We start from the raw sequence: 24343 nt of genomic DNA on the forward strand, positions 1-24343 counted from the left end.
GAGCACTATGTCGGCAACAACCGCGGCGCCGGCGAGCGCCGATCCCGGCGCGCGCACCCGGCGTCCCGGGGTAGTACTCGCAGTCATCCTGGTCACCCAGCTGATGGTGATCCTCGACGGCACCGTGGTGAACATCGCGATGCCGCATATCCAGCAGGCCCTGCACTTCACGCCGTCGAGCCTGTCCTGGGTGCAGAACGCCTACGCGCTCGCGTTCGGCGGCCTGCTGCTGCTCGGCGCCCGGGCCGGCGACCTGCTCGGCCGCCGCCGGGTGTTCGTCACCGGCGTCAGCATCTTCACACTCGCCTCACTGCTCGGCGGTCTCGCCCCGAACGCCGAACTGCTGCTCGCCGCCCGCGTCCTGCAGGGCATCGGCGGCGCGATCGCGGCCCCGGCGGCGCTGACGCTGCTGATGCTCACGTACCGCGAAGGTCCCGAGCGGATGAAGGCGCTCGGCTACTACAGCCTGATCTCGTCCGGCGGCGGCAGCGTCGGTCTGGTGCTCGGCGGCATGCTCACCGACTGGGTGTCGTGGCGCTGGGGCCTGTTCATCAACGTGCCGATCGGCATCGCGCTGGTCTTCACCGCGCGGCGGGTGCTGACCGAGACCGAGCGGGAGACCGGGCGGTTCGACCTCGCCGGCGCGCTCACCTCGACGCTCGGCATCACCTCGCTGGTGTTCGGGTTCATCCGGGTCGCCGAGAAGGGCTGGTCGTCGCCGGAGGTTCTGGCCGCGTTCGCGGTCGGCGTCGTACTGCTGGTCACGTTCGTCCTCGTCGAGCGGCGGGTGAGCCACCCGATCGTTCCGCTGCGGCTGTTCCGGTCGCCGGTCCGGTCGGCGTCGTACCTGACCATGCTGCTCGTGGTCGGGACGATGTTCGGGATGTTCTTCTTCCTGACGCAGTACCTGCAGGGTGTGCTCGCGCTGAACCCGCTGGCGGCCGGGCTGGCGTTCCTGCCGATGACGGGTCTGCTGTTCACCGCGTCCCGCGTCGTACCGAAGCTGGTCCAGCGGATCGACGGCGGCAAGCTGCTGCTGGCGGGGTCGACGCTGGTGACGCTCGGCACGATCTGGCTGACGCAGCTCGACGCGAGCAGCCGGTACCTGCACGACGTGGTCGGTCCGCTGCTGCTGTTCGGCGCGGGCGCGGGCATGATCTTCATCCCGCTGGTCGGCCGTGCGATCTCGGGCGTCGCCCCGGAGGACTCGGGCGCTGCATCAGGCATGCTGAACGTCGTCCAGCAGGTCGGCGGCGCACTCGGCCTGGGCATCCTGGTCACGATCTTCGGTACGGCGAGCCGCAACTCGACGTCCCGGATCCCGCGCGAGGTGCTGGTGGACGGCGTCCACGCCGCCTTCATCGGCTCGCTCGTCTACGCGGCGCTCAGCCTGACGATGATCATCGTCACCGTCCGCCCGTGGAACTGGTTCCGCCCCACGCCGGCACCGGTGGAGGCGGTCGCGGCCGACTGACCACGAGTTGGGGCCGGACTCGCGCGCCGGGGGCAGTGCACAGGTTATCGCCGGTGCACTACCCCCGGTCCTTGTTCACACCCCCGCGAACTGGGGGTCAGATGGAGGCGGCGCCGTCTACTACCAAGACCTGGCCGTTGAGGTTGGTGTTGTCCAGGAGCAGCATCCGGAGCAGGGGGAGGACGTCCTCCGGCTCGGTCAGGCGGCCGGTCGGGGTACGACGGGTGATCTGGTCGAGCTGGGTCTGGCCGAGGACCGCGGACATCTCGGAGGCGAAAAAGCCGGGGGCGATGGCGTTGGCGAGGATGCGGCCGCCCAGTTCGCGCGCGAGCGAACGGGTGGCCGCGTCCATGCCGCCTTTGGTCGCGGAGTACGCGACCAGGCCCGGGTAGCCGCGCTGGGCGCAGATCGAGGTGATGTTGACGATCCGGCCCTTCAGCCCCTTCGCGAGCATCCGGCGGAGGACGAAGCGGGTCAGCACCAGCGGCGACGTCAGGTTGGTCTGGATGATGTCGGCGAGGTGCTCCGCGGACGTGTGGACGTGCAGCGAGTCCTGGCCGATCGCGGCGTTGTTGACCAAGGCGTCGATCGGGCCGAGCGCGGTCTCGACCTCCTTGACGAACGCCTGCGCCGCGGCGCTGTCGTTCACGTCGACGGAGCCGTAGTACAGGCGGTCCGGGTACCGTTCGCCCAGCGCGGCCAGCTCGGGCGTGACCGTACGGGCGAACGCGGCGACCTTCACACCCGCGACGAGCAGATCGGTGACGATCGCCAGCCCGAGGCCGCGCGACCCGCCGGAGACCAGCACGACCGACGCGGGCGGCACCACAGTTTCAGACATCACTCTTCAGCGTTTCCTTCTGCGGGATCTCGTCGAGGAACCTGATCCGCCGCGGTACGCCGAAGTCCGGCAGCCGGCTCGAGCACCACTGGACCAGGTCGGCGTCGGTGATCGGGCCGAGCGACTCGTTGGTGACCACCTCGGCCGCCACCATCCGGCCGACCAGCGGCGCCTTGCGCGCGAACACCCGCGCCCAGGAGACGCCCGGGTGGCCCATCAGCACGTTCCGCACCACACCGGCCGACACCTTCGAGCCGCCGACGTTGATCTCGTCGGTGTCCAGGCGACCGGTGATCAGCACCCGGTCGCCGTCGTACTCGACCCGGTCACCGGTGTGCACCGCGCCGACCAGCCCGGCGCCGTGGTGCGGCGAGCGGATCACCAGTTCGTCGCCCTCGACGCTCAGCACCGGCCGCTCCGGATCCGGGTCGCGGTCCAGCCAGGACTTCGGGAAGCCGGCCTTGCCGTCGTGCACCACGATCGACGCGCCGACCTCGGAGGACGCGTAGATCCAGGAGATCCTGGCCTTCGGGAAGAGCTCCCGGAGCTGGTCCAGGATCGCCTGATCGACGGGTTCGCCGCCGAGCGTGATCTGCTCCAGCGGTACGGCGGCCAGCGCGTCCGCGTCGCGGTAGATCGCCTGCCGCCAGAAGGTCGGCGTACCGGACGCCGCCGTGACGCCGTGCTCCGCGGCGATCGCGGGCCAGGTCTCCAGCTCGTGCGGCTCGATGACGACCAGGCCCTGGTCGGCCTGGGTGAGAGAGAGCGTGACGACCTGCCACCAGGCGTAGGTGCCCGGCGAGTACGGCAGCAGCCAGGTCCGCGGGGGCTGGTCGGCGGTGACCGTGGTCAGGGACTCGAGCGTGTGGCCGATCCGCTTCGGGCGCCCGGTGGAGCCGGAGGTCAGCAGCCAGGCGCGGCCCGACTCCTCGACGCGCTTCAGCTTCGCCGGGGTGACCTCCCCGTCGGACCCGACGATCGCGAATCCGGACTCGCCCAGCTCCTCCCGCATCAACTCGTCGACGCGGGACTCGGTGGCGACCAGCAGCTCGGTTCCGTGCACCGCATGGTGTCGCAGCGCTGCCAGCGCGTCGGCGCCGTTGGTGACCAGCACGGCCGCCGGTGACGGCAGCTGCGGGAGCTTGTGCAGCGTCCGCCAGGTCAGCCGCCGGCCGCCGACGACGACGGTGTTGTCGTCGCCGATCAGAGCGGTCGTCCGCCGGCGGCCGGTCACGCCGACTGGAGTTGCTCGATGAAGTCCAGTACGTCGCCGACCGTCGCGATCCGGCGCAGCCCGGGGGCGTCGAAGTTCAGCTCGTCGCCGAGCTCGTCCTCGACCCGGAGGGCCAGCTCGGAGAAGTCCAGCGACCGGAACCCGATCTCCCGGAGGTCCGCCGTGTCGTCGTCCGGCAACGTGCGGCCCTGCGCCGACAGCACCGCGCCCATCAACTCCCTGACCCGACCCCGATCCACCGAACTCATAGTCCCGCAGCCTAGCGCCGGACCTCCAGCACTCACCAATGATTCGCGTGCCGATCTCGTCACGCTCAGCTCCGTCCGGCCCGCCGCCACAGGCGGATGTTGGTGAGTGGCGGCGGTCCGCCGCCCCATAGACTTCCCCGATGATCAGAGCGGCCGGACGGGGCAAGCTGACCGCGGCGATGGTGACCCTGCCGGTGCTGCCGATCGCGTGGTTCGTGGCGTTGCAGGAGCACCCGGTGTGGATGCCGGCGGCGTACCTGGCCTATCTGCTGGTCGTGATCGTGATCCCGGGCACGATGTTCTGGCGCCGGCTCACCGGCGGGGTCGGGTGGCGGTCCGCGGACGTCGTCCTCGGTACGGCGTTCGGGATGGCGGCCGAAGCGCTGGTGTATCCGCTCGGGATGCTGTTCAAGGTGCCGTTCGCGGCGCTACTGATGCCGGCGCTGGCGTTCGGGATGTGGCGGGCGCTGCCGCGGAACAAGCTCCCGGAGCGGCGGACGCCGTGGTGGTCGGTGGCCGGCGTGATGGTCGCGGTCGGCATCGCGGCCGCCTGGTTCGTCCGGGTCGGCTCGCAACTCGTCCCGTTGACCGGGCCGGACGCGCTCCGGCCGAGCTCGGACGCGCCGCACAACCTCGCGATCGCGGCCGAGCTGACCCACCACTTCCCGCCGCGGATCCCGTACGCCGACAGCGGCCGGCTGACCAGTCACTGGGCGGCGTACGAGCACATCGCGTCCGCGCACTGGATCACCACGGTGCCGCTCGATGTACTGACGCATCGGATGGCGCCGTTCGCGTGGATGCTGCTGATCGTGCTCGGCGCGGCCGCCGTCGGGATGCTGCTGACCGGTCGCGCGGTCGCGGCCCCGCTCGGTGCCGGCCTCGTGGTGGCCGGTGGCGACCTGGTCCCGTGGCCGTGGGCCGTGTCGGACCGGGTGTTCGCGGACGGGCCGTTCTCGCTGGGCGGGCTGACCAATCCGCCGCAGGCGTTCTCGACGGTGTTGCTGCTGCCGCTCATCGCGGTGACCGCTCTGCTGTTGCGGCGACGTCCGGGGACGACACGGACGCAGCTTTTCCGGCTGTACGTCGCAGCCGGCGTGCTGGTCGCGGCGCTGGCGTTGACCAAGGCGACGACGCTGCCCGTGTACGCGACCGGGCTGGCCGTTGCGTGGATCTACCTCACGGTGCGCCGCGGCCGGCTGAACCTGCGCGCGCTGGTCCTGGGCGTCGGGGTCGCGACGGCGTACGCGCTGACGTTCTTCTTCGTACTGCGGGGTGCGGCGTCGTCCGTGCGGTTCGATCCGGGGGCGACGTTCCACAGCCTGGCGGAGCGGATGGGCGGCGGGTCCGCGGTGACCGTGATCGCGGCCGTGGTCGTGGTCGGATGGGTGATGCCGCTGGTCGGCGCGCTGCTGATCAGGCGGGGCGACGTGATGGTGGTGTTCCTGCTCGCCGGGTTCGTCGCCGCCGTGCTCGGCGCGGCCCTGCTCGCGGATCGTGGGGACACCCAACTGTTCTTCGTGCGGACCGGGTTCGTCCTCGGCGTCCTGCTCGCGACCTGGGGGCTGGGGTCGCTGGAACGGCGGCAGTACTGGATCGCCGGCGTGGCGGTCGCGATCGGCGTCGCGGCGATCTACTGGGGCCGGCACCAGTCGCCGCGTTCGTGCACCTCGGCGAACTGTTTCGGGCAGACGCTCGTGGTCGCGCTCGTGATCGCCGCACTCGGGATCGGCGTGTTCGGCCTGGTGCTGCGCGGGTCTCGCCGTACCTGGGGGGTGATCGCGGTCGCAGTGCTGGTCGGGACCACGGTGTCCCCGACGGTCGCGTCCGTACGGCGGTTCGCGAGCCCGCCGCTGACGTCGTACGAGTCGATCGCTCCGGGCGGGATCGAGGCGGCCCGCTTCATCCGCCGCAACTCGGGCTCCGACGATCGGATCGCCACCAACGTGCACTGCCTGCAGGCGCGGGCGTCGCACTGCCAGAGCGGGTCGTACTGGATCGCCGGGTACGCCGAGCGGCGGGTGCTGGTGGAGGGCTGGTCGCACCAGGCTCGGGTCGACGACAGCTACCCTGCCGGAGTCCAAGGGCCGTACCGCGACCAGGACCTGCTGGAGCTGAACGACGAGGTGTTCAGCAACCCGACCCGGCAGACGATCGAGACGCTGCGGACGAAGTACGACGTGCAGTGGCTGCTGCTCGACGAGCGGGTCGGGGCGCCGCCGGAGAACCTGGACAAGCTGACCGAGCTGCGGTTCCAGCTCGGGACGGTGCGGGTCTACCAGATCTACCCGCCGCCGCCCGCCAACCCGTACCCGTCGAAGTCGCCGACCCAGAGCCCGAGCGCGGACCCCTCGACGCCGTTCCCGTCCTCGTCGACCAGCGGTTCCCCCGGCGACCCGGCCACGCCGTACCCGACCAGTCCGTTCCCGACGCCGAGCGTCCCGACCGGGACCCAACCGACCGTGCCGTTCCCGTCGGTCAGCCTCCCGACCGGGACCCAGCCGATCCCGACCGGGAGCTTCCCGACCAGCCTGCCGCCGTACCAGCCAAGCAGCCCCGCGACGGTCAGCGGATCGACACCGCCGGGATCGCCACACTCTGGTTAGACAGCCGGTCCAGGGCGGTTACGGAGTACAGGTACGCCGTACCCGCGACCGCCGTCGGGTCGACGTACGACTGCACGGCGCCCGTCGACCGCACCGTCGCGATCAGGTTGCGCGCGTCGTTGTCCGGGCAGTGGTCGCCGCCGTTCAACTCGCGCCGGTAGATCGCGTACGACGTGGTGTCCGCCGACGTCCGCGACCACTTCACCTGGACGCCGTCCGCGGTCCGCGACGCGTGCACCGCGTGCACCGGGAGCGGCGCTCGCGAGTCGAGCGCGGGCATCGCCGGAATCAGCGCCGGCCTCGAGTACCAGGTCTTGTTGACCAGCGAGGTCGCGCCGAGCCGGTCCGCGCGGACGTCCTTCGCGGAGAAGTAGATGTTCCCCTTGACCTCGGGGATCGTGCTGTCGAGCGCCAGGTGGTCGCTCAGCTCGGTCGGCACCGACCAGCCCGGCGACTGCGTCGACGTACCGACCTTGTACGTCGCCTCGCCGATGTAGAGGTGGACGTGCGTACCGCGGACCTGGTCCGCCCACCACGGGACGATCTTGTCGTAGTCGGCGGGCGCGAACCCGCGCGCCCAGTAGACCTGCGGCACGATGTAGTCGATCCACTCCTCGCGGACCCACTTGCGGGTGTCGGCGGCGAGGTCGTCGTACGTCTGCACACCGGCCGTGGTGTCGCTGCCGTCGGAGTCGGTCGCCTTGTTCCGCCAGACCGCGAACGGCGAGATGCCGAACTTGATCCACGGCTTGATCGCGTGCATCTTCTGGCTCAGCTCGCTGATCAGCAGGTCGATGTTGTGCCGCCGCCAGTCCTGCAGGTTCGTGTAGCCGTCGTTGTACTGCGCGAACGTCGCGGCGTCGTCGAACGTCTGGCCGGCCACCGGGTACGGGTAGAAGTAGTCGTCGAAGTGCACGCCGTCGATGTCGTAGTTCTCGACCGCGTCCATGATCGCGTCCTCGACCAGCTTGCGGGCCGCGGGGATGCCGGGGTTGTAGTACAGCTTGCCGCCGTACTTCACCACCCAGTCCGGGTGCAGCCGCGCCGGGTGCGTCGGGACGAGCGCGTTCAGGTCGGTGCCCATCGAGAGCCGGTACGGGTTGAACCAGGCGTGCAGCTCCAGGTTCCGCTTGTGCGCCTCCGCGACCGCGAACTTCAGCGGGTCGTAGCCGGGGTCGCCGCCCTGGTGCCCGGTCAGGTACTGCGACCAGGGCTCCACCTTCGACGGCCAGAACGCATCCGCGGTCGGGCGGACCTGCAGGACCACCGCGTTGTGGTGCTGGCGGACCGCGTCGTCCAGCCAGCCGATCAGCTCGGCCTGCTGCTGCGCGGCGCTCAGGCCGGTCTTCGAGGGCCAGTCGATGTTCACCACCGACGAGACCCAGCTCGCCCGGAACTGCCGGAGCGGGGTGGACGTGCTCGGGGTGCACGTCTGCTGATCCGCGGCGGACGCCGTACCGGTCAATCCGCCCAGCAACAGCCCCGCTGTCGCGCCGAGAACACCCATAGCTCGCCAGACTCTCATGTCACTCTCCGACCGTCGTTCAAGGTGAAGTCGAAAGATGTTTACACACGCAGGTGCTTGATGAGAAGACGCTAGGTTAGGACCATGCTGCGGACCGCCACTGACGACGATGTAGACACCATCCGGCGGTTGCGGAACCAGCAGGCGAACCGGGACGTGAGCATCACCTCCCACGAGATCAGCGCGGACGAGCACGCCGCCTGGTGGGCGAAGACGTCGGCCGACCCGTCGCGGCGGGTGCTGATCTACACGCGTGCCGGTGCGACCGCGGGCGTGGTGAACTTCTTCGACCTCGACGGTACGTCGGGTGCGTGGGGGTTCTTCCTGGACGCGGACGGGCTCGCCGAGCGCGGCGAGACGCTGCCGGCCTGGATCGAGCTCATGCGGGAGGCCACGACATACGCGTTCGACGAGCTCGGTCTCGACGTACTCACCGGTGAGGTGCTGGAGCACAACACGGTGGTCCGGCAGATGAACCGGCGCTTCCGGTTCACCGAAGGTACGCCGGAGACTCGGTACGCGGGCGGACGCGAACTCACCGTGATACCGATCAGCCTGCGCAAAGAGAATCGCCGAAGGGGAAAAGCGTGAAGACCATCGAGATCGGCGACGTCCCGGTCGGGCCGGATCAGCAGCCGTTCATCATCGCGGAGATGTCCGGGAACCACAACGGCGACCTGGAGCGCGCGAAGGACATCGTCCGGGCGGTCGCGGAGACCGGCGCACAGGCGCTGAAGCTACAGACGTACACGGCGGACACCATGACGCTCGACCTCGACCTGCCGGCGTTCCGGCTGCCGTCCGAGCACGAGTTGTGGAGCGACGCGCGGCTGTACGACCTGTACAAGGAGGCGCACACCCCCTGGGCCTGGCACGAGCCGATCTTCGAGCTGGCGGCGGAGCTCGGGATGGTCGCGTTCTCGTCCGCGTTCGACCCGACCGCGATCGACTTCCTGGAGAAGCTCGGCGTGCCGGCGTACAAGGTCGCGTCGAACGAGATCGGCGACCTGCCGCTGGTCCGCGGGATGGCGGAGACCGGCAAGCCGATCATCATCTCCACCGGTTCGGCGACGCTGACCGACATCGACGCCGCCGTCCGTGCCGCGCGCTCGACCGGCAACGAGCAGATCATCGTGCTCTCCTGTACGGCGAGCTATCCCGCCCCGCCGGAACAGTCCAACCTCCGCGGCATCCCGGTCCTCCGCGACGCCCTCGACGTACAGGTAGGTCTGTCGGACCACACGATGGGCATCGGCGCCGCCGTGGCCGCGGTCGCCCTGGGCGCCACCGTCATCGAGAAGCACGTCACGCTCAAGCGGATCGACGGCGGCGTCGACTCGGCCTTCTCGCTGGAGCCCTGGGAACTCGAGCTCCTGGTGGAAAGCACCCGGGTGGCCCAGCTCTCCCTCGGCAAGCCGGTCATCGGCCCCAAACAGGCCGAACAGAACGTCCTCCGCTTCCGCCGCTCCCTGTACGTCACCCAGGACGTCCAGCCCGGCGACCTCATCACCCCCGACAACGTCCGCTCCATCCGCCCCGCAGGAGGCCTCGCCCCCGACCTCTACCCCCAGGTAGCAGGCCGCCCCTTCCGCACCGCCGCCCCCGCCGGCACCCCCCTCACCTGGGACCTGCTCTGATGTACCTGCTGTTTCCTGGGCGGCATCATGTGTTGACTCGGTTTCAAGGGGAGTTTTTGCGGGGGTTTGCCGGGCGGACCGTGGTGTGGGCGGTGACGTCGGCGAATCATCAGACGACGAAGCGGAATCCGGTGGGGTTCGATCGGCGGGAAGCCGCGATCGAGCGGTTCAGTGTGGCGGAGGGGATCCGGTCGCTGGTGGTGGGGGTGGTGGACACGCCGCCGACGGACGAGTTCGCCGAGGTGACGGTGAAGGCGATCGAGGCGGGGACCGACGATCTCGTCCGGTTGACGCCGGCGAACACCGTGGTGGCGTGTTCGACGCCTGAGGTGAGCAAGTTGTACGAGCGGCTCGGGTACCAGGTGATCGGGGTCGAGCCGGAGGGTACGGCGCGGCCGTGGGACGTGCTGCTGATGATTGCTGCCGGCAATGACGCGTGGAAGCAGCTCGCGCATCCGGCGACCGTGGACGTGTTCGAGCGGTACGCCCTGGACGCGCACGTCGCGCGCTGCGTGAACGACCCGGTGGTCGGGGACGACGGCGGGCTGACCACGACCCGCGACTACAAGACGTACGCCGACGCCTTCGAGACCGCCGCCGACCGGAAGTGGCTGCAGATCAAGGACTTCGTGCGGCCGGGGCGGATCCTCGACATCGGCTGCGCGACCGGCGCGACGCTGCAGCTCGTCGACCAGGACCCGCGGTTCCACGAGTCGGACCTGATCGGCGTCGAGGTTGCCCGGCACCTGTACGCGGAATGCGTGCACAAGAAGGAGCAGGGCCTCTTCAGCAACCCGAACGTGTACTTCTACCAGCGCAACATGCTCGGCTCCGCGGTCTTCCCGCCGAGGTCGATCGACACCACGCTGACGCTCGCGCTCACCCACGAGATCTGGTCCTACGCCGACGGGTCGAGGCCCGCGACGGTGCAGCGGTTCGCCGACGCGCTGTTCGCGCACACGGCCCCGCACGGCGTCTGGATCAACTCCGACGTCTGCGGCCCGGACGAGCCGGACCGTTCCGTCGTACTGCGGCTGGACGACAGCGACGGCGCCAACCCGGACGACGTGGCGGAGCTGGAAGCCCTCGACGACCCCGCGGCGTACGTCGGCAAGCTGTCCACGCGGGCGCGGTTCTTCCAGTTCGCCCACGATTTCCGGCGGAACGCGAAGGTCCCGTTCGGGTACGACGTCCGCGGCAACGGCCTCCGGCTCCGGCTGGCCGACGCGATGGACTTCCTGACCCGCAAGGACTACGTCGACAACTGGCTGAGCGAGACCCACGAACAGTTCTGCGGCCTGAACTTCGCCGGCTGGACCGCCGTCGCCGAACAGGCCGGCTTCACCGTCGACCCCGCGTCCCGCGCCTGGCGCAACGACTGGGTGATCAGCAACCGCATCGCCCCGGTCGCCGCCATCACCACCCCTACCGGCGACCCGGTCGACTGGCCGGTCACCCACCAACTGATGGTGGCGCGCCGCTAACGCACCTCGAGGTGCAGCGTGCCGGCCAGCGGGCGGACGGTGAGGGTGTTCGGGGCGCGGGTGACGCTCAAGGGGAGCTTGCTGGAGAGGAACGGCTCGCACTGGACCGCGTGGGCCGTACCGTCGGGGGCCGTCGCGAACAGAATCCACTCGGCGGGTTCCAGCGCCTCCATGTCCACCACCGCGGCCCAGCCGTCGTCGGAGACGGTACGGCGGCACTCGACGTCCACGTGGTCGTCGGAGTCCGGCAGGTACCGTCGCCAGCTGAACGCCACGTCGCCCCAGTCCGGCCCGCGCACCACCAACTTGTTGCCCGCGGCAACCGCAGCGGTCGCGGTCGTCCGGATCGGCGACTCGTGCAGGTTCACGTACCCGCCGGTCGAACGGGTCAGCATCACGACCCGGCCGCGTTCCGCGTGCGACACCAGTCGGTCGCCCGCCGTCCACAGCAGCACCTGCTCGCGGCCGCCAGGTTCGCGCATCCGGAACGCCCGCGTCGTCCGCTGACTGAACGGGTCGTCCGGGTTGATCTCCTCGAGGATCGGCCGGATCGGCAACCAGGCGGTGAAGTCCCGCCCGTGCAGCTCCAACGGCAGTTGCTCCTCACCGCCCGACAGCGGCCGGCTCACGAACAGCGACGGTTCGTCGTACGCCGACCGCCCGCGCAGGACCAGCGCGTCCGGGGTCTGCTCGACCGTCGTCAACCGGCACGGGTCGACCAGCCGCCGTACGGCGAACGCCCCGTCCTTGCCCGGCCCCGGCTGGATCCAGCTCGTGTCGTCGATCCACGCGCCGGGCGGCCAGCCCGGGCTGCCGGCCTTCGGCCCGCGGAGCATGTCCCGCCGGCGGATCCCGCCGGTACGCAACCGAACGTCGAAGTGCGACGGACCGGCCGGGCATTTCGCCAGTAGCTCCCGGCTCACGCGGACCTCGAACCCGACCAGGTTCTGGTCGCCGCGCAGGTCCTCCGCGGGGAACCGCCGCACCGGGAGCCGATGGTTGCGGCCGGCAATCACCAGGCCGATGCGCAGGCTGGACGGCTTCGCCTGCAGGTGCCGCAGCTCGGCCGTCCCGCGGATCGAGAGCTCGCCGTCGATCCAGCACACCTCGCGCACGCTGGTCGCGAGCGTGTAGTCGGTCTTCGTCCGCGGCAACGCGTGCTGCGCCGTGTCGGGATCGAGCGCGACCGCGTGCAGGAATTCGAGGTCGCCCGCCCGCAGCGCGTCGAACTGGAGCTGGGCGAGACGCGGCGAGTTCACCAGCACGGCCTCGTCGAGCCGGTCCAGCAACTCGGTGCTGAGCTCGACCAGGTGCTGCTCCTCCTCGGCGGGCACGGTGCCGAACGCCGAGAGGATCGCGTGCAGGTCGATCTGCCGGAAGTGCGCGTGCACGCGGTGCCGGATCACCGGCAGGGCGTCCTCGACCTGGTCCAGCACCAGCCCGGCCGAGGCGACCCGGTCGCGGAGGTTCGCCAGCTGGAACTTCTGCTGGGTGATCGAGTCGCCGGACTCCCGCTCGCGCCAGAAGTACACCGGCGCCGCGAGCGTATCGACGGTCACCGCGTCCAGGTGCGCCTTCAGCGTGACCGGGTAGTCCTCGTACCGGATCGCCGGGAAGCGGTAGCTGTACTCGTCCCAGAACGACCGCCGGTACACCTTGTTCCACACCATCCGGTCCAGCACCAGCTGCGGCGTCTCGGAGATGTGCGTCGCGAGCCGTTCGGCGGTGAACGCCTGCGCGTGCAGCCAGGACGGCCGTACGCCGTAGCTGTTGTTGAAGCGCCGTGCGTTACCGGCGGCGAAGTCCGACCCGGTCCGGTCGAGCGCCTTGATCAGCAGCCCGAACCCGTGCCGGGTGACCAGGTCGTCACTGTCGACGAACGTGACGTACTCCCCCGTGGCGTGCTCGACGCCGGTGTTGCGCGCCGGGCCGAGCCCCGCGTTCTGCTGCTCCACGATCCGGAACCGCGGGTCCCGGCCGCAGAACTCCTTCGCCACCACCGCACTGTCGTCCGGTGAACCGTCGTCGACGAGGATCGCCTCGAAGTCCGCGAACGTCTGCCGCGCGATCGAGTCGAGACAGTCCCCGATGTAAGCCCCCACGTTGTAGAACGGCACTACCACGCTCAGGCGTGGCCCGCTCATCTCTTCCGGATCTTGCGGTCGATCTTGCGGGAGATCTTGCGGGCCACGACCTTCGGCTTGCGGACCTGAGCGGCGTGGAAGATCACCCGGGACACGGCGTACGTGCGGGATCCGCGGATCCGTTCGTGCGCGGCGGTGACCTTCTGGAGCTGGCCGCGGAGCTCGCGGATGCGGTTCTCGCGGGTCTTCATCGCCTTGTTGCGGAAGCCGAGCGTACGCTCGAGACCGTAGACGTGGCCCTTCAGCTCGAACAGCTCGTGCTTGGCCGCCTCGGCCTCGGCCAGGGCCGTCCGTACGTCGACCGTGCCGGTGGCCGTACCCAGCACCTCGTCGAGGGCCCGGGCGATCTCCTTGCCTCGGGCAACTTGTTCGCTGGTCGCCGGCGGCGTGTCCGGCGAGGTGGCGGGCGTCTGCTCGGGCGCCTCCACCCCCGACATCCCCAGCCATGCGGACACCAGGTCGTCCCCGAGCATCCACGGCGGCCACGGGTGCCGCCGATGCTGCCCCACCAACCGCTCGTGGAACCGCACCCAGGCAGCGGCCAGCAGATCTTCCTTCTCCACAGGCTCCTCGGTCACCCACCCCGAGACCCCGTGTGCGAAGGATTCGCCGTCGTACACCACGTCGTCCCACCGCAGCACGACCCGCGACTCGGTCACCCAGTCCCCGAGGTCAGCCGCAAGCTTCCTGAACCCCGGCACGTCCTCAGCCGAGGCCAGCCGGAACAGCACGCTCTCCACGGACACGCCGGCGGAGACGGTAGCGGGGACGACGCCGGGGTCGAACGAGAGCTCGGTCGCCGGGACAGGCTCCCCGGAGATGGTGGTGTCCCAACCGGTGAGGTTCTGGTCTGCGGTGAGGACGGTGTCTGCTGTCTCCGTGTAGATGTCGTGGGACGGTTGCGCGCCGATGACGGCGAGCCAACCGGTGGGGATCGAACCGAGGAGCCCGGCCCGGGCGGCGGTGTCGACGCCCTCGTGGGCGGGAGACAGGAGCGGTACGTCGGTCTGTTCCAGCGCGGCTACGGCCAACCGGGTGGGGAATTCGCCGGGGCGGGCGTTGGCCGCCACGTCGGCCCGGACATACGTGCGCGACGCGAAGTCGGCGTACACCTCCGCCGTCCACGGCAACGCCGTACGCAACTGCTCCACCGACACCGGCCGCGAAGGGTCGTCGTGCAGCGGGCGCCACTCGTCGTCACCGTGGCGTTCGGCGGCGGGGCGGCTGTCGAGCAGGTTCAGCAGCGAGAACTCGTTCTCCAGGCCGAGGACGACGACCGCGTCCGGCGCGGCCAGCGCGGCGACCGCCGCGAGCCGCTCGCTCCACGACAGGTCGGCGCTGTCGTACCCGAGCACCCGGTCGAGCCCGTCCGAGGCGATGACCACGTCGTACGGCGGAGTCTGCAGACCGTCGAGTGCGCCCGCGATCACCTGCAGGCACGGCCCGAAGTCCTCGCCGAGCTGCTGCGCGTCCGCCACCGACCGGACCAGGATCGTCACGTCCGCCGAGTGCGCGAGCACCGACTCGATCAGCTGCGGCGCGTGCGGTCCGAGGATCAGAGTGCGCCGGTTCGCGGGGACGACGTCGGTCAGCAACGCGGCCAGCGCCGGCCGCGGCGACGTGCGATCGGTCCACGGCTGCATCTCCCCGCGGACAACCTGAACCTCAGACACGCTCTCTCCAATCGAACAGACTGCGTAGTTCGGCGGCCGGCATCATCCACGGGCGGCCGAGTTCCAGGTCGGTGGTCGCGCGCGCGGCCTCGAGGTCGATCGACTTGCCGAGCATCTCGGGCCACAGCCGCTCGATCCGGCTCTGCCCGCCGAACAGCGGGTTCTCGCCGTCCATCTCCATCGGGTCGCCGTACACCGCGGGCTCGCAGCCAGCCGCGATGCCGTAGAAGATCGCCGTCGACAACCGGTTCGCGGCGACCCGCTTGTGCTTGCGGAGCTCGGCGAGCTGCTTGAACAGGAACCGCCGATCGGTCCCCTCGTACGAGAACCCGCGACGCCCGAACGACACCACCCGGAACCCGGCGTCCTCGTAGAACCCGCGCACCTCGGGCCGGTCGTACTCCGTGTAGTACAGGCTGAACGTCACCGGGCCGGGCTCGGTCTCGCGGATCTCGTCGATCAGCCGCTGGTGGTCGCCGTGGATCTTGCCGCCCTCCCACCCGTGGAAGAGGAACCACAGTGTGCCCTCACGCTCGACCGGCTCCTCGGGCTCCGGCTCGAGCTCGGTCAGGTACAGGAACGGCGCGCCGATGCTGTGGTAGTTCCGCCGCCCGAGCGAGTGCCCGCGGCGCTTCGGAGCGTCGCTCCAGGTGAACCGCCAGGCGCCGTCGTAGAACTCGTGCACCGGGTTCCACCCACAGCCGATGTTCCACCCGTGCTGCAGGTACCCCCGCAGCCGCGGCGGGTGGTCGAAGTCGAACCCGGCGTACCGGGACAGGATGTGCGTCTGACCGTAGTAGTGGTTGTGGTGATGCATCAGCGCACCTCGACGTGCAGAGTGCCGGCATGGGGTCGGACGGCGAGCGCGTGCGCGCCGTGGGTAATTGCCAAGGGCAACCGGCTGCACAGGAACGGCTCACACTGGACGGCGTGCGCCGTACCGTCGGCGGACGTTGCGAACAGGATCCAGTCCGCCAGCGCGGCCAGTGGATCGACGGAGACCTGGACGGCGGTCACCGGGACGAGCGCGGCCACGTCGGCGGCCACCCTCCAGCCGTCGGCGGTCGTCGTACGACGGCAGGCGACGTCCAGGTGGTCGTCGGAGTCGGTGAGGTACCGCCGCCAGCTGAAGGTCGCGTCGCCGCCCGCGCCGCGCACCACCAGCTCGTCGCCCTCGACCGCGGCCGCGAAGGCGGTCGTCCGGATCGGCGACTCGTGCAGGTTCACGTAGCCGCCGGTGGACCGGGTCAGCGTGACCATCCGATCGTCCACGACCCGCGTCAGCGCGGTGTCGCCCGCGGTCCACAAGAGCACGCGCTGCTCCTCCTCGGGCCCGTGGACCCGGAACACGCGGGTCGTCCGGCGGCCGAACGGGTCGTCGTGGTTGGCCGCGTCGAGGATGTCCCGCAGCGGCAGCCGGGCGGTGAAGTCGCGCCCGTCGACCTCCAGCGGGATCTCCTCCTCGCCGCCGACGACCGGGCGGCTCAGGAACAGCGCAGGCTCGTCGAACGAGGACCGCCCGTGCAGCACCAGGTCGTCGCCGACCTGCTCGGCCGCGGTCAGCCGGCACGGATCGGTCAGCCGCCGCAGCGAGAACCAGCCGTACTTCCCCGGGCCGGGCTGGATCCAGTTCGTCGCGTCGATCCAGGCACCCGGCGGCCAGCCCGGGCTGCCGGGGCCCTGACCGCCGAGCATGCCCTTCCGTTCCCGCCGCCCGGATCGCATCAGCACCTCGAAATGCGCCGGAGCTCCGGTGCACTCGGCGAGCAGCGCCGGATCGAGCAGCACCTCGAACCCGACCAGCGTCTGCGTCCCGTGCAGGTCCAGGGCGGTGTACCGGCGCACTTCCAGCGGGTACGACGTCGCGCCGACGGCGAGCGCGATCTCGAGCGTCGACGTACGGTCGGTCTCCAGGTGCCGGATCTCCGCCGTGCCCTTGATCGACAGCCGGCCGTCGACCCAGCCGACCTCGCGGACGCTGGTCGCGAGCGACAGGTCCTGGTCGCGCACGCCGTACAGCCGACGCGGTACGGCGGACTCGCCGAGGCCCGGGTAGTTGTACTCGAGCCGCCGCCCGCGCTGCGCGGCCCGTGCCCCGCCGCGCAGACCGCCGGCGTTGCGGAAGTCCGCGAGCCGGCGGAGCAGGTCGACGTCGCCGGAGCGGAGCGCGGCGTGCTGGATCCGGTCGTACCGGTGGGTCTTCGCGAGTACGTCCTCGTCGAGCCGGTCGAGCAGTTCGCGGGACAGGTCCACCAGCGCCTGCTCGTCGTCGGCCGGCACCGACCCGAACGCGGACATCAGCGTCAGTACGTCGATCTGCGCCAGGTGCGCGTGCACCCGCCGGCGGACCACCGGTACGGCGTCCTCGACCAGGTCGAGAACCATCCCGGCCGAGGTCACCCGGTCCCGGATGTTGCCGAGCTGGAACTTCTGCTGGGTGATCGACTCGCCGGACTCGCGTTCGCGCCAGTAGTAGACGGCCTGCGTGATCGTGTCCACGGTGACCGCGTCCAGGTGCGCCTTGAGCGCGACCGGGTAGTCCTCGTACCGGATCGGCGGGAAGGTGTAGCCGTACTCGGTCCAGAACGAGCGGCGGTACACCTTGTTCCACAGCATCCGGTCCAGGACCAGGTCGGGGAACTCGGTGACATGCGTGGCGTGCCGGACCCGCGCGAACGGCTGCTTGTGCAACCAGGACGGCCGGACGCCGAAGCTGTTGTTGAACCGCCGCGCGTTACCGCCGGCGAAGTCCGAGCCGGTCCGGTCCAACGTCCGGACCAGGGCGGCGAACCCGTACGTCGACACCAGGTCGTCGCCGTCGACGAACGCCAGGTACTCCCCGGTCGCCTCCCGGATCCCCGCATCGCGGGCCGGGCCGGGACCGGCGTTGTCCTGCTGGATCAGCCGGAACCGCTGGTCCCGGGCGCAGAACTCCTTCGCGACGACCGCACTGTCGTCCGGCGATCCGTCGTCCACCAGGATCGCCTCGAAGTCGCCCCAGGCCTGCCGGGCGATCGACTCCAGGCAGTCTCCGAGGTACTCGCCGACCCCGTAGAAGGGCACCACCACGCTCAACCGCGGCGTCACTCCGGTGTGCCCTCCCTCGCCGTAGTTACTCGTCTACGTAGCGGCAACGAGGTGCACCGTCAGGAGGTTATGCACGGGTTCGAAACCGTACCGGGACCAGATCCGCTGGATGCCGGTCTGGTGGGCCTGGGCGGTGACGACCAGGCGCCGCGTCGTACAGGCGTCCTCGACCGCGGCGAGCAGATGCCCGTACCGGCCACGGCCCTGCTCGGCGGGGACCACACCGGCGAGCTGGATCTCGGTCCACGAGTGCTGCTGGTCGAGCGCCGCCAGCGCGAGCATCCGCCGGTCCGGACCTCGCAGTACGACGGCACCCGCCTCGGCGATCCGCTGCCTGGCCCACTCCTGGCGGCCGGCCAGCGCCTTCGACCGGTCGAACACCGGGTCGGAGCAGTAGTGGTTGCCGGAGTCACCGAAGACGTCCGCGACCAGGTCGTCCACCAGCTCGTCGTCGACGTCGGCCTCGACCTCGGTACTGAATCCGGCCAGCGGCGCCGGGCGCCGGCCCTTGCCGACCGGGAGCGCCCAGCAGACGACCGTGTCGGCGAGCAGCGCCCGCCGCGGACCGTCGGCCAGCGCCGCGAACCAGGTGGTCTCGCGGGCCGGGTACCGCAGCACGATCACGTCGGCGGTCGACCTCTCGACCGCGGCCAGCACGTCCGCCAGCGGCGTACCGGCCGACGCGGACACCGACATCCGATCGATCGAGACCCCGAACCGCTTCGCTGCATCAACCGACGGCCGCACCGTCAGCTCACCAGCCTCAAGCGCCTCGTACCAACTCATAGGCCGCAAAGCCTACACGGAGTGACACGTTGCGTTCGTGGCGCGATGGATTTCACATTAGTGTTACGACATGCGCGCGAAAGCGAGGCGGCGGGGGCCGCGGACTGCGGGTCCTTCGCTGTCCGGGCTGGTTGCCGGGGTGGCCGTCGGCGTGCTGGCGATCGTGCTGCTCGCGCTGCACTCGACCGTCTTCGAACTGGGCCGGTTCGTCCTGTTCACGCTGGTCGCGGTGACGCTGCCCGGGTTCGCGCTCTGGCGGCTGATCGGCGGCTACCGGCGGAACCTGGTCGAGGACCTGTCCGCCGGCTTCGCGGTCGGTACGGCGGGACAGGTGCTGGTGTACCTCGCCAGCGCGTCGATCGGTCTGCAGGCGTGGTCATGGGCCTGGGCGCCGGTCGTACTCGTGGTCGCCTTCCTGGATCGCGACGCCCGGGCGCGGGTCTGGCGCCGGGTCGAGCAGCCGTTGCGTCCGCTGCAGGCGTGGCTGCTGGCGGCCTCCACCGCGGTCGTGCTGCTCATCGTGTACCGGCGCGGCCCGGGGCAGTTTCTGCCGGCGTACACCGATCCGTTGCGGGCCTACCCGGATCTCGCGTTCCAGCAGGCGCTGGCCGCGAGCGCGAAGTACGACGTACCGATCAGGACCTTGTGGCTCGGCGGCGAGCCGATGAAGTACCACACGTTCTTCCACCAGGCGACCGCCGCGACGCAGTGGGGGACGCGGATCGACCTGACCGACCTGATCCACTCGCTGAGCTGGCTGCCGCTGTTCCTCGCCGGGTGCGGGCTGGTGTTCGCGCTCGCCTCCCGGCTCTCCCCGACGCCGGAGTCCGGTGCGACCTGGGCCGGGCCGCTCGCGGTGTTCGTCGCAGGGCTCGGCGGGGCGGTGCAGCCGTTGGCGGCGGCCGGGTTGGGCGGGATCTCGACGGCAGTGGCGGCGTACCTGAGTCCGACGCAGAATCTCGGCGTACTGATCGCGCTGGCGATCTGTGTGGTGGCGGTCGACCTGTTGCGTACCGACGGTCGGCCGAAGGCGCGGTGGGTGTTGCTGGTGCTGCTCGCGCTGGTCGCGGCCGGGGCGAAGTCGACGATCCTTCCCGTGGTCGGGGTGGGGTTCGCGTTCGCGTTCCTGCAGTTGGGGCTGCTACGGAAGCCCACGCGGCCCGCGTTCATCGGCGGGCTGGTTTCGCTGGCGGTGTTCGTGGCGGCATTGGTCACGATCTTCGGCGGCAGCACCTGGGGGACGCAGATCAAGCCGTTCGAGACGTTCGTGCAGCTGGCGCCGTTCTCGATGCTGGCCTCGAACCCCCATGCCCAGTTGTTGACCGGGGCAACGACTTTGCTGAGCTGGGCGCTGGCCGCCTCCGGCCTGTTCTTCCTGGGGCGGAAGTGGCAGGACGCCGGTGCGGTGTTCCTGGTCGGGGTCGCGGTGGCAGGGCTGCTCGGGACGGTGCTGACGACCCAGTCGGGTGTCAGTCAGCTGTACTTCCTGCGGACCGCGTTCCCGATGATCGCCGTACTCGCGGCCGCCGGGCTGGCGAACCTGGTCGGGCGGCTCGGCGACCGGAAGGCCGTCGTACTGGTGGGGTCCGCGGGGCTGCTCGGACTGATCGGGTTCGCGGTCGCGCGGTCGGAGTCGGCGGACCTGCACGGGGTCAAGGGGCCGTGGCTGTGGACGATCGCGGTGGTTGCCGCGGTTGCGGTGCTGGTCGCAGCGGGCTGGAAGCTGGCGCGACGACCGGGAAACTTCTTCGTGGCACTGCTCGGCGGCGCGGTGGCGGCGTGCATGATCGGCGCCGCGCTGGTGCCGTTACAGGCCTTCGTCTCCGACTCGGCGTCGAACCTGGTGTTCGCCCACCCGTTCCGCGGCGGGGCGACGGCCGCGGAGGCGGGTGCGGCGCAGTGGCTGCGGCGGAACAGCAAGCCGGGCGAGCTGATCGCGACCAACGCGCACTGCATCATCGAGCGCGACGGGCTCTGCGACAGCCGGCACTTCTGGCTGGCCGCGCTGTCCGAGCGGCCGGTGCTCGTCGAAGGCTGGTCGTACTCCAACCAGGCGAACCGGATCGCCCTCGCCGAGGACGGCAACCCGAGCCTGATCCCGTACTGGAACCGCGAGCAGCTCGCCGCCAACGACGTCGTGTTCAAGGCACCGTCGCCCACGACCGTCGAACGCCTCCGCAAGGCCGGCGTCCGCTGGCTGTACGCCGACAACCGGGCCGGCACGGTCTCGCCCGCCCTCCGCAATTACGTCCGCCTCCGCCACGCAACCCTGGACGCCACGATCTACGAACTCAGATAAGACCGAGCAAGGCGTCGGCTACTCGTTCTCGGCCCCGGCCGTCGACCAACTCCCAGCCCGCGCGGGCCAGCCGGCCGCGTTCTGCGGGGTCGGTCAACAGTCGCTTGAGCATCTGATCGGCCGACGCCGGATCCTCCTGCAGCGCGCTCAGCAACCCGAGTCCCGCGGCCGCGCGCGTGTCGACGGCCCGCTCGTACCCCATCACCTGGTTGTCGACCACGCACACCAGGCCGGCCGTCGCCCCGAGACACAGCAACTCCCACGTCGACGTACCGGAAGCACTGATCGTCAGATCAGCCTCCCGTACCCGTGCGGCCAGCTGATCCGTCGGCCCGATGACCTGCAACTGCTGATGCGGCTGCAGCTCCACCTCGCCGATGCGCGCCGCGAGGTCCGGCCCCGGCGCGACCACCGTCGCCTCGAACGGCAGACCGGTCGCGGCCAGCGCACGGGCGACGTACGGCCCGGCGCCGAAGGCATCCGTGCCGCCGAAGAACGCGAACACCTGCGGTACGCCGTGCTGCCGGTCGGCCGGTGCCTCGACCGGGCGGTGCGCGAGGATCTCGTCGCGGATCATCACGTACGGCAAGCCGGCCAGCCGCCGGGTGCCCGCCGGCAGCTCCGGACGGTCGAGCTCGGCCGCGAGGTTCTGGTCGACGAGTACGTCGGCCTCGGCGCCGCGGAAGTCGCCGTCGACGATCGCCAGCGTGGGCAGGCCGCTCGCCCGGACCGCCCGGTAGACCGCCCCGTCCAGGTCGTACGAGTCGAACACCACCGCGTCCAGCCCGAGCCGCCGGAACAGCTCGACGTGCTCCTTCGCCTCCCAGACCGCCGGGTGTACGTCGATCCCGCGTGCGGCGATCTGCGCGGCGGCCCACGGCACGGTGGGCGCGTCGCAGACGAACACCACCTCCGCCCCGCGCCGCCGCACCTCCTCGGCGAGCGCCAGGCACCGCATCACATGCCCGATCCCCCGGGCCGGGCCCACATCACATCGCACCCCGACGCGCTTCACGCCCCAGACCGTACCGGGTCCCGCGACCGGGCCCGACTCCGGAACGTACGTTTGATTACACCGAGTTGAGATGGGGATTGAACGGGTCGCTCACGGGGCAGCTATTGTTTCGAGGTCCGCACCGCGTGTGCGCAGTTCGGAACTGTCCGTCAGAAGGGGTCCCGCTCGCGTGTCAATCCTTACCGGCTCCGACATCCTGGTCACCGGCGGTACCGGGTCGTTCGGCCGGACCTTCGTACGGCATGCGCTCGAGCAGCTGGATCCGCGGCGGATCATCGTCTTCAGCCGCGACGAGCTGAAGCAGTGGGAGGTCCGGCAGTCGTTCGGCGACGACCCCCGGCTGCGGTTCTTCCTCGGCGACGTCCGCGACCGGTCCCGGCTGCTGCGGGCGATGCACCGGGTCGATTACGTCGTACACGCCGCCGCGCTGAAGCAGGTCGACAGCGGCGAGTACAACCCGTGGGAGTTCGTGCAGACCAATGTGATCGGTTCGCAGAACGTCATCGAGGCGGCCATCGACAGCGGCGTGAAGCGGGTCGTGGCGCTGTCCACCGACAAGGCGTCCAGCCCGATCAACCTGTACGGCGCGACCAAGCTGACCGCCGACAAGCTGTTCATCAACGGCAACCACTACGCGGCCGCGTACGACACCCGCTTCAGCGTCGTGCGGTACGGGAACGTGATGGGCAGCCGGGGTTCGATCATCCCGAAGTTCCGGGCGCTGCACGCGGCCGGCCACTCGCTGCCGATCACCGACCTGCGCTGCACCCGGTTCCTGATCACGCTGCCGCAGGCGGTCGAGTTCGTGGTCGACACGTTCGACCTGATGACCGGCGGCGAGCTGTACGTACCGCGGATCCCGTCGATGAAGGTGACCGACCTGGCCGCGGCGATCGCGCCCGGCGCGGCGATGCACGACGTCGGCCTGCGCCCCGGAGAGAAGCTGCACGAGGAGATGATCAGCCCGGAGGAAGGCCGCCGCGCGGTGTCCCTCGGCAACCGTTTCGTCCTGCAGCCGGACCTCGCCACCTGGGGCTACCAGCCGCCCGCCGACGGCAACCCGGTCGCGGACGGCTTCCACTACGCCTCCGACACCAACGACCAGTGGTACTCGATCGACGAGATCCGCAAGATCCTCGAAAGCGACGCGTGACCCCGTGCTGCCGTACGGGCGCCAGTCGATCTCCGAGGAGGACATCGAGGCGGTCACCGCGGTACTGCGCGGCGACTGGCTGACCACCGGGCCGGCAGTGACGGCCTTCGAGAACGCGATCTCCGAACTGTCCGGCGGCCACCGGGCAGTCAGCTGTACGTCGGGCACGGCCGCGCTGCACATCGCGTACGCCGCACTCGGCGTCGGCCCCGGCGACGAGGTGATCACCACCCCGATGACCTTCGTGGCCACGGCCTCCTGTGCCGCGATCCTGGGCGCCCGGGTGGCCTTCGCCGACATCGACTACGCAACCGGCCTGATCGACCCCTCGGCCGTCTCGGACGTTCTCACCGAACGGTCCAAGGTCATCAGCGCGGTCGACTATGCCGGCCAATCCGCCGACTACCCTGCCCTGCAGTCCCTGGCCGATCAGGTAGGTGCGAAGACCCTCGCCGACGCGGCCCACTCCGTCGGCGGATCGGCGTACGGCCGTCCCGTCGGCGACCTGGCCGACGTCACCACCATGTCGTTCTTCCCCACGAAGAACCTGACGACCGGCGAAGGCGGCGCCGTCGTCTGCCGCGACGCCGACGTCGGCCGGCGCGCCCACGAGTTCCACTTCATCGGGCTCGTCCGGGACCCGTCGCGCTTCGAGATCACCGACGAAGGCCCGTGGCACCAGGAGGTCCACGAGTACGGCGTGAACTACCGCCTCACCGACCTCGGCGCCGCGCTCGGCCTGTCCCAGCTCCGCCGGCTCGCGGAGTTCAAGCGCCGCCGGGCGGAGATCACCGCACGCTACAACGCGGCCTTCGCCGGAGTGGACGGACTACGTACGCCGGTGCAGCGCGCCGGGGTCGACCCGATGTGGCACCTGTACCCGCTCCGCGTCCTCGGCGGGCGGCGACGGGAGATCTTCGAGCGGATGCGCGCGGCCGGGATCGGCGTACAGGTCAACTACATTCCGGTGTACTGGCACCCCGTCTTCGCCCGCCAGGGGTACCAGCGCGGCCTCTGCCCGAACGCCGAACGGTTCTACGCCGAGGAACTGTCCCTTCCCCTCTACCCGGACCTCACCGACGGTGACGCCGACCGGGTGATCGAGACCCTTCTGCAATTGGTTGGATAACGTGACCG

18 protein-coding genes are annotated in these 24343 nt (G+C 70.3%); 8 read left to right on the forward strand and 10 right to left on the reverse strand.

Annotated features, from left to right (window positions below):
* Window positions 1-7 precede the first annotated feature (7 nt).
* The gene (locus AB0M51_RS28790; protein WP_344189535.1) at window positions 8-1474 is read left to right on the forward strand and encodes an MFS transporter; all 1467 of its coding nucleotides are present in this window, start codon (window positions 8-10) and stop codon (window positions 1472-1474) included.
* 97 nt (window positions 1475-1571) lie between these two features.
* Here AB0M51_RS28790 and AB0M51_RS28795 read toward each other — a convergent pair whose 3' ends face one another.
* From AB0M51_RS28795 to AB0M51_RS28805, 3 genes are read right to left on the reverse strand one after another with little or no spacing between them, the layout of a single operon-like run.
* On the reverse strand, window positions 1572-2315 hold the full coding sequence (locus tag AB0M51_RS28795) for an SDR family NAD(P)-dependent oxidoreductase (protein ID WP_344189533.1): 744 nt from the start codon (window positions 2313-2315) through the stop codon (window positions 1572-1574).
* Window positions 2308-3549 carry an AMP-binding protein gene (locus tag AB0M51_RS28800; protein ID WP_344189530.1) on the reverse strand — a complete coding sequence of 414 codons (1242 nt, stop codon included), beginning with the start codon at window positions 3547-3549 and terminating at the stop codon, window positions 2308-2310. Before AB0M51_RS28800 ends, AB0M51_RS28795 begins: the two co-directional genes overlap by 8 nt.
* Window positions 3546-3797, reverse strand: a complete 252-nt coding sequence (locus AB0M51_RS28805; protein WP_344189528.1) for an acyl carrier protein — start codon at window positions 3795-3797, stop codon at window positions 3546-3548. The genes AB0M51_RS28800 and AB0M51_RS28805 overlap by 4 nt, the downstream gene beginning before the upstream one ends.
* Before the next feature lie 140 nt (window positions 3798-3937).
* On the opposite strand from AB0M51_RS28805, the gene AB0M51_RS28810 reads away from it, so the two are divergent.
* Complete coding sequence (locus AB0M51_RS28810; RefSeq protein WP_344189526.1) at window positions 3938-6403, forward strand: hypothetical protein; 2466 nt, start codon at window positions 3938-3940, stop codon at window positions 6401-6403.
* On the opposite strand, the gene AB0M51_RS28815 is transcribed toward AB0M51_RS28810, so the two are convergent.
* Window positions 6363-7928, reverse strand: coding sequence for a family 10 glycosylhydrolase (locus tag AB0M51_RS28815; protein ID WP_363751278.1), 1566 nt, complete (start codon window positions 7926-7928; stop codon window positions 6363-6365). The genes AB0M51_RS28810 and AB0M51_RS28815 overlap by 41 nt on opposite strands.
* 84 nt (window positions 7929-8012) lie before the next feature.
* On the opposite strand from AB0M51_RS28815, the gene AB0M51_RS28820 reads away from it, so the two are divergent.
* The 3 genes from AB0M51_RS28820 to AB0M51_RS28830 all read left to right on the forward strand — a co-directional run bounded on the left by AB0M51_RS28820 (window position 8013) and on the right by AB0M51_RS28830 (window position 11049).
* The gene (locus tag AB0M51_RS28820; protein WP_344189522.1) at window positions 8013-8519 is read left to right on the forward strand and encodes a GNAT family N-acetyltransferase; all 507 of its coding nucleotides are present in this window, start codon (window positions 8013-8015) and stop codon (window positions 8517-8519) included.
* Window positions 8516-9565: a pseudaminic acid synthase gene (pseI, locus tag AB0M51_RS28825; RefSeq protein WP_344189520.1), complete on the forward strand. Its 1050-nt coding sequence runs from the start codon at window positions 8516-8518 to the stop codon at window positions 9563-9565. Before AB0M51_RS28820 ends, pseI begins: the two co-directional genes overlap by 4 nt.
* 92 nt (window positions 9566-9657) lie before the next feature.
* Window positions 9658-11049: a class I SAM-dependent methyltransferase gene (locus AB0M51_RS28830; protein ID WP_344189518.1), complete on the forward strand. Its 1392-nt coding sequence runs from the start codon at window positions 9658-9660 to the stop codon at window positions 11047-11049.
* Here the strand turns inward: AB0M51_RS28830 and AB0M51_RS28835 are convergent.
* The 5 genes from AB0M51_RS28835 to AB0M51_RS28855 are packed head-to-tail and all read right to left on the reverse strand — an operon-like array spanning window position 11046 to window position 18739.
* The gene (locus AB0M51_RS28835) at window positions 11046-13193 is read right to left on the reverse strand and encodes a glycosyltransferase family 2 protein (protein ID WP_344189516.1); all 2148 of its coding nucleotides are present in this window, start codon (window positions 13191-13193) and stop codon (window positions 11046-11048) included. The two genes, AB0M51_RS28830 and AB0M51_RS28835, sit on opposite strands and share 4 nt — an antisense overlap.
* Window positions 13190-14866 carry a hypothetical protein gene (locus AB0M51_RS28840; protein WP_344189514.1) on the reverse strand — a complete coding sequence of 559 codons (1677 nt, stop codon included), beginning with the start codon at window positions 14864-14866 and terminating at the stop codon, window positions 13190-13192. The genes AB0M51_RS28835 and AB0M51_RS28840 overlap by 4 nt, the downstream gene beginning before the upstream one ends.
* Complete coding sequence (locus AB0M51_RS28845) at window positions 14859-15683, reverse strand: hypothetical protein (protein ID WP_344189512.1); 825 nt, start codon at window positions 15681-15683, stop codon at window positions 14859-14861. Before AB0M51_RS28845 ends, AB0M51_RS28840 begins: the two co-directional genes overlap by 8 nt.
* Window positions 15683-17953, reverse strand: coding sequence for a glycosyltransferase (locus tag AB0M51_RS28850; RefSeq protein ID WP_344189510.1), 2271 nt, complete (start codon window positions 17951-17953; stop codon window positions 15683-15685). Before AB0M51_RS28850 ends, AB0M51_RS28845 begins: the two co-directional genes overlap by 1 nt.
* Window positions 17954-17986: 33 nt before the next feature.
* Complete coding sequence (locus tag AB0M51_RS28855; protein WP_344189508.1) at window positions 17987-18739, reverse strand: N-acetyltransferase; 753 nt, start codon at window positions 18737-18739, stop codon at window positions 17987-17989.
* Between the two features lie 70 nt (window positions 18740-18809).
* On the opposite strand from AB0M51_RS28855, the gene AB0M51_RS28860 reads away from it, so the two are divergent.
* Window positions 18810-21038 carry a hypothetical protein gene (locus AB0M51_RS28860; RefSeq protein WP_344189506.1) on the forward strand — a complete coding sequence of 743 codons (2229 nt, stop codon included), beginning with the start codon at window positions 18810-18812 and terminating at the stop codon, window positions 21036-21038.
* Here AB0M51_RS28860 and AB0M51_RS28865 read toward each other — a convergent pair.
* Window positions 21031-22053, reverse strand: coding sequence for a spore coat protein (locus AB0M51_RS28865; protein ID WP_344189504.1), 1023 nt, complete (start codon window positions 22051-22053; stop codon window positions 21031-21033). The two genes, AB0M51_RS28860 and AB0M51_RS28865, sit on opposite strands and share 8 nt — an antisense overlap.
* Window positions 22054-22222: 169 nt before the next feature.
* Between AB0M51_RS28865 and pseB the strand changes: the two genes are divergently transcribed.
* Both pseB and AB0M51_RS28875 read left to right on the forward strand, forming a co-directional pair.
* Window positions 22223-23206 (forward strand): UDP-N-acetylglucosamine 4,6-dehydratase (inverting), encoded by a 984-nt coding sequence (pseB, locus tag AB0M51_RS28870; protein ID WP_344189502.1) that lies wholly within the window; start codon window positions 22223-22225, stop codon window positions 23204-23206.
* A 4-nt stretch (window positions 23207-23210) separates the two neighbouring features.
* Window positions 23211-24335, forward strand: coding sequence for an aminotransferase class V-fold PLP-dependent enzyme (locus AB0M51_RS28875; protein WP_344189499.1), 1125 nt, complete (start codon window positions 23211-23213; stop codon window positions 24333-24335).
* Window positions 24336-24343 lie beyond the last annotated feature (8 nt).

Origin of the sequence: Kribbella sp. NPDC051137 (assembly GCF_040682535.1) — a bacterium.
In the GTDB taxonomy this organism is placed as follows: Bacteria; Actinomycetota; Actinomycetes; order Propionibacteriales; family Kribbellaceae; genus Kribbella; species Kribbella karoonensis.

Coding starts and splice junctions, on each gene's coding strand:
- AB0M51_RS28790 (WP_344189535.1), top strand. CDS start 8: ATGTCGGCAACAACCGCGGCGCCGGCGAGCGCCGATCCCGGCGCGCGC.
- AB0M51_RS28795 (WP_344189533.1), bottom strand. CDS start 2,315: ATGTCTGAAACTGTGGTGCCGCCCGCGTCGGTCGTGCTGGTCTCCGGC.
- AB0M51_RS28805 (WP_344189528.1), bottom strand. CDS start 3,797: ATGAGTTCGGTGGATCGGGGTCGGGTCAGGGAGTTGATGGGCGCGGTG.
- AB0M51_RS28810 (WP_344189526.1), top strand. CDS start 3,938: ATGATCAGAGCGGCCGGACGGGGCAAGCTGACCGCGGCGATGGTGACC.
- AB0M51_RS28815 (WP_363751278.1), bottom strand. CDS start 7,928: ATGAGAGTCTGGCGAGCTATGGGTGTTCTCGGCGCGACAGCGGGGCTG.
- AB0M51_RS28820 (WP_344189522.1), top strand. CDS start 8,013: ATGCTGCGGACCGCCACTGACGACGATGTAGACACCATCCGGCGGTTG.
- AB0M51_RS28835 (WP_344189516.1), bottom strand. CDS start 13,193: ATGAGCGGGCCACGCCTGAGCGTGGTAGTGCCGTTCTACAACGTGGGG.
- AB0M51_RS28845 (WP_344189512.1), bottom strand. CDS start 15,683: ATGCATCACCACAACCACTACTACGGTCAGACGCACATCCTGTCCCGG.
- AB0M51_RS28855 (WP_344189508.1), bottom strand. CDS start 18,739: ATGAGTTGGTACGAGGCGCTTGAGGCTGGTGAGCTGACGGTGCGGCCG.
- AB0M51_RS28860 (WP_344189506.1), top strand. CDS start 18,810: ATGCGCGCGAAAGCGAGGCGGCGGGGGCCGCGGACTGCGGGTCCTTCG.